Annotated in this window: 22 protein-coding genes and 1 riboswitch; of the genes, 18 read left to right on the top strand and 4 right to left on the bottom strand. The window is 44.5% G+C overall.

The window, feature by feature from the left end:
• Positions 1 to 182: 182 nt before the first annotated feature.
• Entirely contained in the window at positions 183 to 599 is a 417-nt protein-coding gene (locus tag ACFP56_RS07945) for a hypothetical protein (RefSeq protein WP_379233041.1), read from the top strand.
• Between the two features lie 78 nt (positions 600 to 677).
• Here the strand turns inward: ACFP56_RS07945 and ACFP56_RS07940 are convergent, their stop codons facing one another.
• Positions 678 to 1,613, bottom strand: coding sequence for a hypothetical protein (locus ACFP56_RS07940; RefSeq protein ID WP_379233039.1), 936 nt, complete (start codon positions 1,611 to 1,613; stop codon positions 678 to 680).
• 243 nt (positions 1,614 to 1,856) lie between these two features.
• On the opposite strand from ACFP56_RS07940, the gene ACFP56_RS07935 reads away from it, so the two are divergent.
• From ACFP56_RS07935 to queF, 5 genes are all read left to right on the top strand, one after another.
• A complete protein-coding gene (locus ACFP56_RS07935) occupies positions 1,857 to 2,414 on the top strand; it encodes a hypothetical protein (RefSeq protein WP_379233037.1) in 558 nt (185 codons plus the stop codon).
• A gap of 51 nt (positions 2,415 to 2,465) precedes the next feature.
• Positions 2,466 to 2,509, top strand: a riboswitch (PreQ1 riboswitch).
• 143 nt (positions 2,510 to 2,652) lie between these two features.
• On the top strand, positions 2,653 to 3,309 hold the full coding sequence (gene queC / locus ACFP56_RS07930) for a 7-cyano-7-deazaguanine synthase QueC (protein WP_379233035.1): 657 nt from the start codon (positions 2,653 to 2,655) through the stop codon (positions 3,307 to 3,309).
• A gap of 2 nt (positions 3,310 to 3,311) precedes the next feature.
• Entirely contained in the window at positions 3,312 to 3,770 is a 459-nt protein-coding gene (gene queD / locus ACFP56_RS07925; RefSeq protein ID WP_379233033.1) for a 6-carboxytetrahydropterin synthase QueD, read from the top strand.
• Positions 3,770 to 4,546 carry a 7-carboxy-7-deazaguanine synthase QueE gene (queE, locus tag ACFP56_RS07920; RefSeq protein WP_379233031.1) on the top strand — a complete coding sequence of 259 codons (777 nt, stop codon included), beginning with the start codon at positions 3,770 to 3,772 and terminating at the stop codon, positions 4,544 to 4,546. Before queD ends, queE begins: the two co-directional genes overlap by 1 nt.
• Positions 4,547 to 4,996: 450 nt before the next feature.
• On the top strand, positions 4,997 to 5,497 hold the full coding sequence (queF, locus tag ACFP56_RS07915) for a preQ(1) synthase (RefSeq protein ID WP_379233029.1): 501 nt from the start codon (positions 4,997 to 4,999) through the stop codon (positions 5,495 to 5,497).
• A 90-nt stretch (positions 5,498 to 5,587) separates the two neighbouring features.
• On the opposite strand, the gene ACFP56_RS07910 is transcribed toward queF, so the two are convergent.
• A complete protein-coding gene (locus tag ACFP56_RS07910; protein ID WP_379233027.1) occupies positions 5,588 to 5,956 on the bottom strand; it encodes a hypothetical protein in 369 nt (122 codons plus the stop codon).
• A gap of 1 nt (position 5,957) precedes the next feature.
• Positions 5,958 to 6,203, bottom strand: a complete 246-nt coding sequence (locus ACFP56_RS07905; protein ID WP_379233025.1) for a hypothetical protein — start codon at positions 6,201 to 6,203, stop codon at positions 5,958 to 5,960.
• A gap of 202 nt (positions 6,204 to 6,405) precedes the next feature.
• On the opposite strand from ACFP56_RS07905, the gene ACFP56_RS07900 reads away from it, so the two are divergent.
• From ACFP56_RS07900 to ACFP56_RS07845, 12 genes are all read left to right on the top strand, one after another.
• Positions 6,406 to 6,819, top strand: a complete 414-nt coding sequence (locus ACFP56_RS07900) for a hypothetical protein (protein WP_379233023.1) — start codon at positions 6,406 to 6,408, stop codon at positions 6,817 to 6,819.
• Between the two features lie 134 nt (positions 6,820 to 6,953).
• Positions 6,954 to 7,337, top strand: coding sequence for a cytochrome C oxidase subunit II (locus tag ACFP56_RS07895; protein ID WP_379233021.1), 384 nt, complete (start codon positions 6,954 to 6,956; stop codon positions 7,335 to 7,337).
• A gap of 160 nt (positions 7,338 to 7,497) precedes the next feature.
• A complete protein-coding gene (locus ACFP56_RS07890) occupies positions 7,498 to 7,785 on the top strand; it encodes a Dabb family protein (protein ID WP_379233019.1) in 288 nt (95 codons plus the stop codon).
• 161 nt (positions 7,786 to 7,946) lie between these two features.
• Positions 7,947 to 8,369, top strand: a complete 423-nt coding sequence (locus ACFP56_RS07885) for a DUF86 domain-containing protein (protein ID WP_379233017.1) — start codon at positions 7,947 to 7,949, stop codon at positions 8,367 to 8,369.
• 25 nt (positions 8,370 to 8,394) lie between these two features.
• The gene (locus tag ACFP56_RS07880) at positions 8,395 to 9,039 is read left to right on the top strand and encodes a helix-turn-helix transcriptional regulator (RefSeq protein ID WP_379233015.1); all 645 of its coding nucleotides are present in this window, start codon (positions 8,395 to 8,397) and stop codon (positions 9,037 to 9,039) included.
• Between the two features lie 125 nt (positions 9,040 to 9,164).
• Entirely contained in the window at positions 9,165 to 9,623 is a 459-nt protein-coding gene (locus ACFP56_RS07875) for a DUF948 domain-containing protein (RefSeq protein ID WP_379233012.1), read from the top strand.
• Between the two features lie 2 nt (positions 9,624 to 9,625).
• Complete coding sequence (locus tag ACFP56_RS07870; RefSeq protein ID WP_379233010.1) at positions 9,626 to 10,087, top strand: YtxH domain-containing protein; 462 nt, start codon at positions 9,626 to 9,628, stop codon at positions 10,085 to 10,087.
• 87 nt (positions 10,088 to 10,174) lie between these two features.
• A complete protein-coding gene (gene racE / locus ACFP56_RS07865; RefSeq protein ID WP_379233008.1) occupies positions 10,175 to 11,020 on the top strand; it encodes a glutamate racemase in 846 nt (281 codons plus the stop codon).
• Positions 11,021 to 11,175: 155 nt separating this feature from the next.
• Positions 11,176 to 11,415 carry a hypothetical protein gene (locus ACFP56_RS07860; protein WP_379233005.1) on the top strand — a complete coding sequence of 80 codons (240 nt, stop codon included), beginning with the start codon at positions 11,176 to 11,178 and terminating at the stop codon, positions 11,413 to 11,415.
• 31 nt (positions 11,416 to 11,446) lie between these two features.
• Entirely contained in the window at positions 11,447 to 11,749 is a 303-nt protein-coding gene (locus tag ACFP56_RS07855) for an iron-sulfur cluster assembly accessory protein (RefSeq protein WP_379233003.1), read from the top strand.
• A gap of 34 nt (positions 11,750 to 11,783) precedes the next feature.
• Complete coding sequence (locus ACFP56_RS07850; protein ID WP_379233001.1) at positions 11,784 to 12,011, top strand: DUF1450 domain-containing protein; 228 nt, start codon at positions 11,784 to 11,786, stop codon at positions 12,009 to 12,011.
• Between the two features lie 77 nt (positions 12,012 to 12,088).
• Complete coding sequence (locus ACFP56_RS07845; RefSeq protein WP_379232999.1) at positions 12,089 to 13,450, top strand: PDZ domain-containing protein; 1,362 nt, start codon at positions 12,089 to 12,091, stop codon at positions 13,448 to 13,450.
• Positions 13,451 to 13,561: 111 nt separating this feature from the next.
• On the opposite strand, the gene ACFP56_RS07840 is transcribed toward ACFP56_RS07845, so the two are convergent.
• Entirely contained in the window at positions 13,562 to 14,701 is a 1,140-nt protein-coding gene (locus ACFP56_RS07840) for a THUMP domain-containing class I SAM-dependent RNA methyltransferase (RefSeq protein WP_379232997.1), read from the bottom strand.
• Positions 14,702 to 14,789 lie beyond the last annotated feature (88 nt).

The following is a 14,789-nucleotide window of genomic DNA, read 5'->3' as shown; positions in this document are numbered from 1 at the left end:
CAGCGAGCAGGCGGCTCCGCAGGAGATGGCAAGAGTAATCGGAGGAGTGCGCGGGTATTTCATCGTTGCAAGAGCAATGTAAGTGTTGCGATGCAGCTACTCGTTGAGGGCGGAATCAAAGCTGCGCCGCCCATACTCGCTTGCACAGGCTTTTGTGCCTCGTTTTGTTGAAGGGTAAGAAAGTGGAACAAAACGAGGACACAAGGCCAGCCGCTTACGCTTTCCAGCGAGCAGGCGGCTCCGCTGGAGATGGCAAGAGTAATCGGAGGAGTGCGCGGGTATTTCATCGTTGCAAGAGCAATGTAAGTGTTGCGATGCAGCTACTCGTTGAGGGCGGAATCAAAGCTGCGCCGCCATACTCGCTTGCACAGGCTTTTGTGCCTCGTTTTGTTGATGGTAAGAAAGCGGAACAAAACGAGGACACAAGGCCAGCCGCTTACGCTTTCCAGCGAGCAGGCGGCTCCGCAGGAGATGGCAAGAGTAATCGGAGGAGTGCGCGGATATTTCATCGTTGCAAGAGCAATGTAAGCTTTGCGAAGCAGCTACTCGTTGAGGGCGGAATCAAAGCTGCCCCGCTATGCTCGCTTACTCATGCATAGCTCCAACCCGCCAGCCGCTAACGACATAAAAAAGCGTCTTATACCGTCAGCTTTATCTGCGGTAAGACGCTTTTTGTATTAGGATTCATCTGGAAGTGTGGCGGCGTAGTATTCGATGAATTGCAGCGCTTTCTCAGCATTTGGCGCGTTGGCACGAATGCCGACTAACAGCTTGTTATGTGCGATTTGCAGGTTCTTCGCAAGATCGCTTTCTGTCAGATCCAGCATATACATATGCTCTTCTCCATATACCGGTTCTTCTGCTAATCCATCTATCAGTACAGCACCCTTTACGGCATACTTGCTGTCGGCTAGGTGGGCGAGGGATGCAACCTTATCAAGCTCAATATACATTCCTTGCTGCAATGTCCAATCCTTCATTGGCTCATCTGCAATATAAATATCTGGCGTTTCTGTCATTAACATGACCATTGCTTTTTGCAAATAGGCATACTGCATAGAAGGATCTTCTGGCACAAAGATCAAATCGGTTACGACACGCTGAAAATCAGGAAAATCTGCTAAAAACTTTTGGTTAGTTGCTTCATAAGAATCTTCTTCCGACATGTTGAAGTAATTCCCGATAAATGAAACAGAAACATCAACAGGCGGCAGGCTGGCAAGGTATCGTTTTTCCTCTTGATGATTCATAAATGCAACAATACCATATATAAGGGCAATAACAAGACCGATCGCGACAAATGTATGAACCTTATAATAGCGCCAAAAATGATCGATTTTTTTAGCTTGTCCTGCCATCTTCTTATACTTACCGTATTCTTCTTGCTCGAAGGCCTCGGTATATTTCTTGGTTTCGTAATCTAAAATCGCACGATAGGCTGCTGTAATTTTTTCAAAATCAAAATCATCTGCTGGCGGTTCGATCCCTTGAGCTGCTTGCTTGGAGCGGGCTCTGTCCTTGCGGAATGCCTGGTCATAACGTTGTTCCACAAGATCCTTGCTTGCAAATGGTTCAAGCCCAAGTGTCTCATAGGCTTTTTTGATGTCTTCCATTATGTCACCCCTGCATTGAATTAAATTAGATTTTATTGTTTCAATGATTACATTGCTAAAGCTAGTATACGATATTTTATGGGCTGGTGGACGGTTAATTTGAATAATGTTTGTCGGTTGCGCGAAAATGTAATCGTTTCATTAAGGATTATGTTATTATTGTACGATACAAATTCATCTTGGTTGCATGATTCGCCAGCTTGCAGTAAGTTGTTTTTGGATATATGAAAGGAATGATCGTTGTTGTTGTTTGACCCCGTGGTTTTTGAAAATTTGAAGGTGGCGCTGGAAAATCAGCTGTATGATCTCGACAATTTAGATAGTCGAATTTTGATTACGGATCGTAAGGACATCATCGATATGGCTGTTATGTCCAGAAAATGGTCGCTAGGTTTTACACTTCCTCACCGTAAGCAAGCTTGCCCGCTTAAGGCTGAAATGATATTATCCAGCTCAATTCGAGATTTATCCGATGAAATTCTTGAGAGGAAAGGTACGACTCCTGCTTGCAGCTTGCTATTGAGATTCACATGCTTTGTGGAACAGCCTCTTATTGAATGTCCAATTATTGAACGAATCATTGATGAGACCTGGGATCGCGGTTTAATTCCTGAGCAGCGTCTTACTGCTACCTTTGGAGATCATACGCTTCCTGTTGACGAATGGGTGCCGCGCTATTATGAAAATATAATTGATCTGCCATTCAACCGTCGAATTAATGAGGAGCAGATGGAGGATTTGGAGTCATTAATTGAGCATACGATCCGAACGCTTGAAGCTTTGGATCAGGTTGTGCTATAGTAACAGATGACAATTGAACAAGAAATCTGAGCAGCTGCGCTACTCGCAGTCTCAGGAGAGGTTCGCGAACTCCCTCTATAAAAAACTAAATGGAACGATAACCGCTATCAGTGCGATAGTACGGTATCGTTGTTTTGTGTTCGGCGTGTGTTGCTTTGTGCAATACTCGCCGTTTTTATTTGGTGTCGCGCTGCTTGGATTTATATCGATTGATCGCAATTGGTCAGGAGGATTAGCTATGCTACAGCAGGAAAAAGCAGTCGTTGTTTTTAGTGGCGGTCAAGATAGCACGACATGCTTGTTTTGGGCCTTGCAGCAGTTTTCAGAGGTGGAGGCTGTTACCTTTCAATATGGGCAGCGTCATGCACAGGAGCTTGATTGCGCTGCAGATATCGCCAAGGAATTAGGCATCAAGCATCATATTTTAGACATGGGACTTCTCAATCAGCTTGCGCCAAATGCGCTTACTCGTTCATCTATTGACATTGAGGCAAAGGAAGGTGAATTGCCTTCGACATTTGTAGATGGGCGCAATTTGTTGTTTCTATCCTTTGCGGCAGTGCTTGCCAAAGGAATTGGAGCCAAGCATATCGTGACAGGCGTTTGCGAAACGGATTTTAGCGGCTATCCAGATTGTCGTGATGTATTTATCAAATCATTAAATGTAACGCTGAACTTGGCAATGGATTATCCATTCGTCATTGATACGCCGCTCATGTGGCTGGATAAGGCAGAAACTTGGAAATTAGCTGATGAGTTAGGTGCTTTTGATTATATACGTGAGAAAACATTGACATGCTATAACGGCATTATCGCTGACGGCTGTGGAGAATGCCCAGCCTGTCATCTGCGCCGCAGAGGACTCGAGCAATATTTGGAAAGACGGGAGGCGTAGTTATGCTGCAGCAGATCTATCCTCAAGTCCAGCATCCCTTTAGCTATGAGCTTAACAAGGATTTTCAATTTGCCGCGGCACATTATGTGCCTTCGGACAAGGCTGGCAAATGTCAGCGCGTGCATGGCCATACGTATTTTGCGAATATAACGGTTGCAGGCGACAAACTGGACGAAACAGGTTTTTTGGTTAATTTTTCAACGATTAAGCAGATCATTCATGATCGCTTTGATCATACGCTGCTTAATGAGCATGAGGATTATTTTAATAATGAAGTTCCCAATCTGTTCCCTACTACAGAGGTTGTTGCGCGAACGATTTATGAAATGATAGCTGAGTATTTAGCATCGACTGAAAATAAGCCAGTATGTGTTCAAGTGTTTTTGCGTGAAACGCCTACTAGCTATTGCATTTATCGACCTGTCGAACTGCTTCGTCAGCTACAGGGAGGTCGTTTTTAATGGACAGTCTCGCTCAAACTATAAAGCAGCATAAAAATGCAACAGTACCTGCATCTCGCCCTATTCCTGTGCTTGAGATTTTCGGGCCTACCGTTCAAGGCGAAGGAATGGTTGTTGGAAGGAAAACCATGTTTGTCCGTACAGCTGGCTGCGATTACCGCTGTGCATGGTGCGATTCAGCATTTACATGGGATGGATCGGCCAAGGATGACATTAGGCTGCTGTCTGCTGAACATATTATGGCTGAGCTCGATCAGCTTGGACAGGACAGCTACGATCATGTGACGATTTCCGGGGGAAATCCTGCATTGCTGCCTCAGCTTGCTGAGCTTATCGATCAGCTTCATGCCGCTGGAAAAAAGGTAGCGCTTGAAACGCAAGGCAGTAAATGGCAGGATTGGTTTTTAGCGATTGACGACCTCACCATTTCTCCCAAGCCTCCAAGCTCTCAGATGGAGACGGCATGGGATCGTCTTGATGATATTGTTGCCAAACTTGAAGCGAAGCGTTCTCGATTCTGTATGAAGGTAGTCGTTTTTGATGAAGCGGATCTGGCTTATGCGAAGCAGGTACATCGGCGCTATCCACATGCTCCTTTTTATGTGCAGGCTGGAAACGATCAGCTTGCGGAACAGGATGCGGAGCGCTTGCTGCCTCATTTATTGTCGCGCTATCAATGGTTGATCGACCAGACGATGGATGATGCAGAACTAAAATCGGTCTATGTGTTGCCGCAGTTGCATACTTGGGTGTGGGGCAACAAAAAAGGCGTTTAGCAGAGGTGGGTTCAAAAAGCTCGACTTTGATGACGAAGTTTATTTCACAGTAGTGTATTCGACGGCGAATCTTGACCGCTAGCGAAAACTCCTATGCTCACGTACCAATACCGTACGCTGCGCTCCTCGTTTTCTACTAGCAGTCAAGCTTCTTGGTCCTGAAAGCCGATTTTTTGAACCTTTATTGGAAGCGGTAGTTCAAAAAGCTCGACTTTGATGACGATGTGATTTCACAGTAGCTTATTCGACGCGAATCTTGCACGTTAGCGATGCTTCCGCTGTATGTTCCTGCGGAAACATTGAAGCTCACGTACCAATACCGTACGCTGCGCGGTTCGTTTTCTACTAGCGGGCAAGCTTCTTGGTTCTGAAAGCCGATTTTTTGAAGGCTTAGTAAATAAAAGTGGTAGCTCAACAATTATTGATGTTGTATAGAAAGGAATGGATTTTATGACAGAAGGAAGAAAGCCAGCCGAGCTGGAAGGCATTACACTGCTTGGCAATCAAGGAACGACGTATACCTTTGATTATGCGCCGGAGGTGCTTGAAACGTTCGATAACAAGCATCCCAATCGCGATTATTTTGTTAAATTCAATTGCCCTGAATTCACAAGCCTTTGTCCGATTACGGGTCAGCCAGATTTTGCAACAATTTATATTTCCTATATTCCAGATATTAAAATGGTGGAAAGCAAATCATTGAAGCTATATCTGTTCAGCTTCCGCAATCATGGCGATTTTCACGAAGACTGCATGAACATCATTATGAATGATCTAATTAAGCTAATGAATCCGCGTTACATTGAAGTATGGGGAAAATTCACGCCGCGAGGCGGCATTTCAATTGATCCGTACACGAACTGGGGCAGACCAGGCACGAAATATGAACAAATGGCAGAATATCGATTGATGAATCATGATCTGTATCCAGAAAAGGTTGATAATCGCTAGTATATGCTCGCTAGCAATAATGAATAGTGATTAATGCCAGCTGTCAGAATGCACGTATAGACTAAATCGTGCATTCTGATACTGGCTTTTTTATTTTTCTAAGAGAACAATCTCTTTTGCTATGAGTACGAAAGAATCATTCTTTTCAATTTTCTTTCTAATGTCTACTGGTTTTTCTAAGATAACATTCGCCATCGAGCCCGTTAAAATGTCATCTACATGCAACGAATTACTATCTACATCTCGAAAAATTGTTTCATCATTATACTGTACATTACACATGTATCCGATGTCATTAATACCACCTTTTTTTCCTTTGTTCGCAGCTTCAGAGCAACCAATCAGAAAACCATTTTCTTGTATGTTTTCGATCTGTCCTTGAAACGAATTAACTGAATTCCCACAGCCAGCTATTAATAATACAGCAAGCAATACTAAGAATACTGGTAGTTGTTTCACTTTAACCACCTCCACTTTTTATCTTACGAAATTGGAGTAGATATTGTTGCGCAGCTTGATAAGGCTCTGACCAGCTGATTCCAGAGCTCTGCTCGTAAGCCCAACTGCATGCTGTACCTGCGAGCTTCCCGCGAAGTGTAGCCCATAACGATTGGCCTCCCTGAGCAATATACATAATCGCTCCCAGCGAAGCAACCAACATGATGGAAAGCGGCAGCGCCGGGCCTTGTGTCCCCGTTTTGTTCACCTGAGAGATAATCAACAAAACGGGGACATAAAAGCCCGTGGAATCATGCTGGTTGCGCAGCGCTGAACGGCAGCGTTGACCTGATTAAAAAAAGTTGCATCAAATCAGAAATTGCGGATATAATAAGAACAAATGTTCGTGTTATAGTGAAAGTCAACGATGGGAACGCTGTTGATATTGGCTTGTGTAAGGAGGAAGGAAAATGAGCATCATGAAAGGGAATGATCAGCGTGAGTCGGCAGAGAAAAAGTCATCTCGAGCAGCTGTGCCGATGCAAGAGGCATTCGAATCAGAGGGGATTAAGCAATATGTGCTGCTCGAAATGGTGCTGCGTATTATTGATCATGATGTGAGAGCAATTGGGAACTCTAATATTAAGCTGCCTCGTTTGTATGAGTCGCTGCTGCGCGGCATTCAGGATCGTGTACTGCTTGATATGGCTGATCTGCGCCGCATGTTTAGAAAAAATGGCATTAAAATATACGAAGAAATTCAGGGGAAAGAAGGACTGCTTGCCAAATACGTGTGCAGAGGCTATCATCACGAGCTTTTTCTGCTGTGGGGCTTTGTGAAAGTAGAATGTGAACGTGTATTGAAGCAGTATCTTGCTGCATAATTCGAAAAATGTTCATGATTTTGTCATAAAGATGAAAAACTTTTATTTTTTAATTAGTTAGTGGTTGAGAAAATTGGACTTTGTTAGGTAATATAGGAAGTAGACATTATGATATAGAAGGGGAGCACATTGTAATGCAGAAATGGATTATGTTTACACTAGTATCGATTGCATCTGTAATGGCAGTATGCCTACTAGCTTTCGGGTTGCCTGAAAAGCCTGTAGATGAGTCTGCTTCATTACCTGAGGGTGTAAGTTTGATGAGGATTGTTGCGTCAAATGACTTTACCTTTAATGAAGAGGAATTTACTGCTAACGTTGGCGATACAGTCATTATGCGTTTCTCTAACAAGAGCGGAATTCATGGTATTGATATTGAGGATCTAGGCATTTCATTAGATAAGGATAATTCGGAAACCGAGTACACATTTACAGAGCCAGGCGAGTATTTGATTATTTGTAACATTCCTTGTGGCCCTGGACATGCGACAATGACTGCCAAGCTTATTGTAACGTAAGCATAGAGGATCAAAGGTAAGAGAGCCCGTATTGGGCTCTTTTTGCTTTAGCTGCAAAATGGCTGTATCTATATAAAAGGTTGTCGTAAAAAGACGACTGGGTTATCATTAAGAAAGCATGAAACAATCCCAATAAGTGAAATAGTAGGGGGCAATCTCATTGATTACACACATTGTATTTTTTAAGCTAAAGGACAACAGTCCAGAAAAGGTCGAAGCAACGGCACAAGTGCTTCGCAATATGGAAGGCAAGATTGAGCAATTGAAATATATTGAGGTTGGGGTAGACATTTTGCACTCCGCGCGTTCATATGATATTGCCTTGATTACCAAATTCGATTCCATGGCAGATTTGGATGCTTATCAGGTACATCCGGTTCACCAAAAAGTAATTGAGCATATGAGTGAGGTTCGTGAATCATCAGTAGCTGTTGATTACGAAAGCTAAGAAGGAGTCTTCCAATGCGTGAAGTGTATGAAATGGCGACCTATTTACTGCTCATTATCGTTAGCTGTATCGTGATGGGTGTAGGATTAAAACGCAAAGCGAAAAAAAAGAATCAAAATCAATCAGAAGAGTAATAGCAGCTTAAAGGTGGCGATAATTTCGTGTATTACGTAAACCAGGAGCAAATTTCGGTACGATTGGCTGTCATTCCATCATTGGCTGAATCGATCAGACAGCTGCAGCAGCAGTGGTCAGGTACTGCTATTGAGCAATTGGCACAAGAGCGTGCATTACATATTGCAATCGAGATTGCAACAGATGTTGGCAGCTACTTGATTGATGGCTTTCTGATGCGAGATGCATCAAGCTATGAGGATATCGTTGAGATTACAGCAGGCGAAGGTGTATATCCGGAAGGCATGCAGGAAGTGTTGCTCGAATTGGTTCGATTGCGGCGTCCGCTTGTACAGGAGTACTACGAATGGAAGTCTGAGGAGCTGCATCCGCTTATGATTCAGCTGCCGCAGCTGCTTGAGCAATTCAAGGACGCTGTAGAGCAATATGTAGCGAAAGAACTAATATAGTACACAATAGAAAGGTGGGCTATTGATGAAGCCGAACGGTTCGACTCGTGACGCCATCATATATAAGCTGCGCAGTCAAGGGCGAATGCAGATCAGCGTAATAGCCCACCAGCTTGGGCTAACCGAAATGGCTATTCGCAGACATATGCATGAGCTTGCCAAGCAAGGCTATGTCAGTATTATTTCGATTAAGCAAGCAATGGGCCGACCACTTCATGCCTATGAGCTTACACCAAAGGCTGAGGAGTTGTTCCCTAGAAATTATCAGCTGCTGACAGTTGATTTGCTTAGCGAACTGGAAAATGATCCGCATACGAAGCCATACATTGATCGAATGTTTCAAGGGAGAAAGCAGAAGCTGCTGCAGCGTTATGCGATTAATATGAAGCACAAGGATCTTGCTGGAAGAGTAGAAGAGCTTGCTCATATTCAGCAAGCAGGCGGTTATATGGCCGAAACGCAGCAGGATGAGCACTATTATTATATTGAAGAATATAATTGCCCAATTAAAGGGGTCGCGGATCATTATCATCAGGCTTGTCAATGTGAGCTGGAGCTGTTTCAGGAGCTGCTGGACGCCCCTGTTGAGCGAATAGAGTGCCTGGCCAAGGGCGGAGCAAAATGCAATTATCGTATTCCTATTCATTCAAAATCCAATAAACAATCGTAACGCATGGCGCATAGCGCCGTGCGTTTTTTTTGTGAGATGTTGTGTCAGGTCAAGCCCAAACTGATTATAATGTGATACGCAACTGGGCAGATGTCTAGTTAGGTTTCTGCAAGGGAGGAGTAGTCATGCCGATCGAAATGAGCTTGCTGGTCATTGCAATAGCATTAGTCGTCGCAGTAATAGCTGCCATTGTGACATTGCGATTGCTTATGCTTCGTCTGAATGTGCTTCTGAGAACGACTAGAGGGCTGCAGCGAGATTTGAATCAATTGACATTGGAGTGCAGCACTCTTATAGAAACGACAGATGATACAGTGAAGGAAATAGGAAAGACATTTAAATCTGTCAATCATATTGCGGGAGCAGTCAGCAGTATTGGGGAAAGTTTGGAACATACGGCAAGTGCAGTGCGAACAGTAAGCAATAAACTTGTAGAGCAAGCAGAAGCATATGTAGATCAGAAGCAAAGCAAAGAAAAAAGACAACAAGGCGATATAATGCAATGGGCAGATCTGGCGCTTTCGGCATGGCAGCTATGGCAGCAGGACCATACAAAAGGTAAGGATTCTGAAGGGAGAGAATAAAGATGGCATTCAAAAACAAAGGAATCGCATTTTTAGTTGGGGCGTTGACGGGTAGTGTAGTAGGGAGTGTTACAGCATTGTTGTTAGCGCCTAAGAGCGGAAAAGAGCTGCGCGGTGACATTAAGGCAGGTACAGAAAAAGTGATTGAAGCGGGGGCTGATGCGATGGATCAAGTGTCTGAATCGGTGTATGAAGTAAGCAAAAAAATCGAGGATCGCGCAGTAAAGGTCGTTCAAGGAGCTAAACAAGGCGTTCAGCAGGCTGCAGTGAAGCTGTGCGGCGGTAAGGCAGAAGCTGCTGGTATTCAAGAAGAATCAGATGAAGCTGAACTAGCAGCGGAAGCTATTGTAGAGGAGGAGCAAGCTGTTCAAGGTGATGAAACTGAAGCAGCAATTGCCGGAGAAGCTGCTGTTGAGCATATTGAAGTGCAAACAAATGAGCAGCAAACGACAGTTGTCCAGTAAACAAGTCTTCCATAATTGGGCTTGCAAAGCGACTCGGAATGTTCAATACTACTTATGAGGCAGAGTTGAGGAGAAAGTGGTGGGGTTGTGCAACGTCCGATAGCGGTATTAGATTCTGGCGTAGGTGGTTTGACGGTAGTGAAGGAGCTGCTTAAGCAGCTGCCGCAGGAATCGGTTGTATATTATGGCGATACAGCGAGAGCTCCGTATGGACCACGACAAAAGGAACAGGTTGTAAGCTTTACAGAAGAAATTATTCAATTTTTGCTTCAGTATGATCCAAAATTAATTATTATTGCATGCAATACGGCAACGGCTGCAGCATTGGAAAAAGTGAGATCGATGCTAGATGTACCGATCATTGGGGTTATAGAGCCTGGAGCAAGAGCGGCCTTGAAGGCAACACAAACGGGTTATATCGGTGTCATTGGCACTGAAGGAACCATAAAAAGTAAGGCATATGATCAAGCGTTGAATGCACATGCTAAAGACATCCAAATTGTAACACAGTCTTGTCCAGCATTTGTGCCGCTTGTCGAAAAGGGAGAATATCGTTCAGCGAAGGCGTATCATATTGTATACGAAGCGATAGGACATATGCGTTCGTATCCAATTGATTGCTTGATTCTCGGTTGCACACATTATCCATTCTTAGCAGAAACGATTGCTGAAGTAATGGGAGAAAAGGTGAAGCTGATTCATTCAGCAGAAGAGACGGCCCGCCAAGTGCAGAACATGATCGCTGAAACAATGATGAAAAGTGAAGTTACAGTCAGCTCCGTGCTCGAAAAGAATCGAGCTGTTATGCATCGATTCATCTGTAGTGGTCACATATCTTCTTTTCGATCGATTGTGGAGGAATGGCTCGCTACTGAATTAGGCAATACCAATAGAACGTATCACCAAACAAGAGGGATCAGTCAGTCATTATAGGCAACAACGAGTTGTGCGGTCAGCTGAGCGATACAAGCTGGCCGCATAGCTGTTCATATAATAAAAGGTCTAGGGAAAACCTGGCTGAAGGTCCAGTTGCAGCAGGACTCGGGTTTGTTATACTTGCTACATGATGCGATAAGGAGTGTTGAGGCATGAGAAAGCTCTTGTCATTAAGGCATTGGAAATCAACCTTTTCATTAATTTACAAGCTGATCACATCCCGGCGCGTAGCACTCTGGGAAAAGCTGCTGTTTATTGTTCCAGTAGCGATTTATTGGATAAGCCCTGATTTTATGCCGTTTGTTCCTATAGATGATATTGCTTTCACGATGATTATCGCACAAGTGTTTGCGAGTCGAATGGCGAAGAAGTATAATATAGACATAACGTAACAGAGCCACATATTAAAGGAGCGGACAAGCGATGAAATGCAAAATTTCTAGAAGTGCAGCTAAGGTCATTAAAACCGAGCTCGACAAGCCAGAGAGCGAAGGGAAGCTGCTTCGTGTTTTTGTAACGCATGCACATGGAGATCATGCGCATTATGGAATGGGCGTTGACGAGCCTACTGATAACGATGAAGTTGTCTCGACGGATAGCGGTATCGATGTTATCCTTGAAAAAGGCAATGAATTTTTAGATGGCGTACGTATTGATTATTTTTATCTTCCAGAGGAAGGATTTGTCATTACGAATCCATCCAAAGGAAATCATGGGGATCATTAAGTGTCATCCGAAAGAATGAATGGGAAGAGGAATTATGGCGACAAACGATATACGAGTGTGCGATAAGTGCAGACATATGCAAATGAAAAGTACGGTTGCCAAGCTGGAAAAACTGGCTCCGGACTCCGAAATAAAAGTAGGCTGCAAATCATATTGTGGTCCATGCAAGCGTTTTGCCTTTGTATTTGTTAACGGACGGTATATAAAGGGCGCTACAGAGGATGAAGCCATTGAAAAAGCAATGGTATATGTAAAAAAATAGTAGTCAAAAGAAAGTCCTTCACTTACGGTTAGCCATAAGCTGAAGGGCTTTTTATTGGCAGGAAAGAGCAGGTAAGGATGAGAAAAAGCAGCTTGCGTTGGTATTATGGCGGCTTCATCGGTATAGTTGTTGCAGTACTAGCCTTTCAATTAATATGGCTTCCTGCGCCGTATGTGCTAAGTCCGCAATTGGAATGGATAGAGGTTATTAACTGGCTCTATTATGCAGTGCTTTTCATACCGATATGCTGGTTGCTAGGAGCAGTGCAGTCCTTGCGCCAATTAAAAAAAGAAGCAAACAAGAGCAAACTAAAAGTGGCGTTGCATTATGTAATCGCTGCAGCGTCAGCAGCATTATTGCTGGTGCTGACACAGCCGCTTCAATATTTAATTGCTGCGCTTATTACGTTTGTCATTGCAGTTTTGGTGATAGCAATAGCTATTGGATATGAGCTAGGTATAAAGCGAGGGGCGATTTATGCACTCGGTTACGCTGCGATTATGCTGCTGCTGCTTTGTCCAACTGGCTACAACGTGACATATCCAGCCATGACGATGAATATGAACAGCTATGCGAAGCTTATTGTTGAACAAGAAGAGACAACGGAGCAGGGCTGGATCGATGGCGTTTTAGTGTTTGAGCGCCCCGCATTTCCGATAGATTGGTTGTATGTCAAAACGTTGCCTCTAGTTGAGCTTCAAAAAAGACAAGCCAATGAACCAGGGATAAGCGAAACCTATAGTCAGGTTGTACAGATGAAGCAGGATGCCAATCAGTTGGCTATAGCAATTGCATGGGAACAGGCAGGTCGCGGAGATGCGATTCAATATGACGGTGTGCAGGTCGCGGCCATTATGGAAGGCTCTCCTTCTGACGGTGTGCTGCAGGCAGGAGATGTCATTATAGCGGTGAATGACAGCAGGATACAGCATCGTGATGAATTTCTATCGTATATGACCAGATACGTGACGCCGGGTGATGATGTAATGCTTACGGTGCGTAGACAGGACGATATTAAGGATATCATTGTAGGTACAGTAGTGGCAGATGATGAAACGAATCGTCCCATATTGGGCATAGCCGTGCAGGATGCTTATCATATTGCACTCGAGCAGGGGCTTAGCTTGGCTGCCTATATTGCACATGCTGGCGGCCCCTCTCACGGGGCAATGCTCACGCTTGCACTGTACGATCAATTAACAGAAGGCGATGTTACCAAAGGGCTTCATATAGCGGGAACTGGTACAATCGAGTATGATGGCAGAATCGGAATGGTTGGCGGAATTCCACAAAAAGCTTATGCAGTAGGGCGTACGGATGCGGATGTGTTTTTTGTACCGCTAGCAGGCGTTGAGGCAGCGAAGGCTGCCGCACCGCATCTTAATGTGGTTGGAGTGGAGCGATTTGAGGATGTGCTGAGCTGGCTGCTGCAGCATTAAGCTATCGTAATCCACATTACTTCACGAACGGAAGCATGGAGAAGCGTGCAGTAATAAAGATGGCTCGATCTATTCAGAGTAGATCGAGCCATCTTTTTCTTTATGCTGAGATTAAGGATTGCGAGGCGGCAATGGTCCAAAGAACATATTCAAATTGCATTGAATGCGTCCATTGTACAGCTTGCGCTTTTTATCCGCTACTTTACCCATATAGTGCTCCACATCTTGAGAGGGACTGAATATAAAATGCGACCACGTTGGGTAATACAACGAAACCTTGCCTAGCTGGCGCATTGCAAGCTCTGCTTCTTTCTCATCGCCCAAGCGCTCGCCGTACGGCGGATTCGTAATGATGACGCCGTAATCACCTTGAGGCTTAATTTTAGAAACAGGCAGCACCTGCAGCTTAATTTCCTTGCCGAAGCCGGCACGGCGAACGGCCTGCTGCGCGATCTCAATTGCATTGGGATCAATGTCTGACCCTGTAATTTGCAATGGGACGTCATCCTGAACTGAATCATAAGCTTCATCACGCGCACGGTCCCACACTTCTTCGGGTACCAGATGCCAGTTTTCAGCGTCAAAGTTGCGACGAAGACCAGGCGCAATGTTCCAGCCAAGCATTGCCGCTTCGATTAAGATAGTGCCTGAGCCGCAGAACGGATCATACAGCGGACGATCCGGTTTCCAGCGGGAAAGCTGCACAATAGCAGCAGCCATCGTTTCGCGCAGCGGGGCTTCGGTAGCGGCTTTGCGGTAGCCGCGTTTATGTAGTCCAGAACCGGATGTATCAATCGTTAGAAGTGCTTCATCATTAAGCAGCGTAATTTCTATTACATAGAGCGGTCCTTCTTCAGCAAACCACTCGGTTCCATGCTTTTCTTTCAGCTTCTCAACGATCGCTTTCTTAACGACGCCTTGAACAGCAGGTACACTGGTAAGCTGAGATTTATGAGAGCGTCCATTGACAGGGAACTCCGCGTCAGCGGGAATCCAATCCTCCCAATTTAATGCTTTAACCCCTTCGAATAAATCATCAAACGTTGTTGCCTTAAAACGTCCCATATTGACGAGTATACGGCCAGCTGTTCGCAGCCATAAATTCGCGCGTGCAATGTCACCTACATCACCTTTAAAATTCACGCGTCCGTTTTCGGTCACAGTGTCGGTATATCCAAGCTCCTTCAGCTCACGAGCGACAATCGACTCAAGCCCCATAGGAGCAGTAGCAATTAGATTCAATTCAGCCATTTGATGCAACACTCATTTCCTTATAAAGTAGATCGAACTTGCTATAGAGCTATTTTACTGTATCTTGCTCAAATAACAAAGCTTGATT

Source organism: Paenibacillus septentrionalis (genome assembly GCF_042659865.1).
GTDB classification, from domain to species: domain Bacteria; phylum Bacillota; class Bacilli; order Paenibacillales; family Paenibacillaceae; genus Pristimantibacillus; species Pristimantibacillus septentrionalis.
This window is presented reverse-complemented; position numbering and strand designations above follow the sequence as displayed.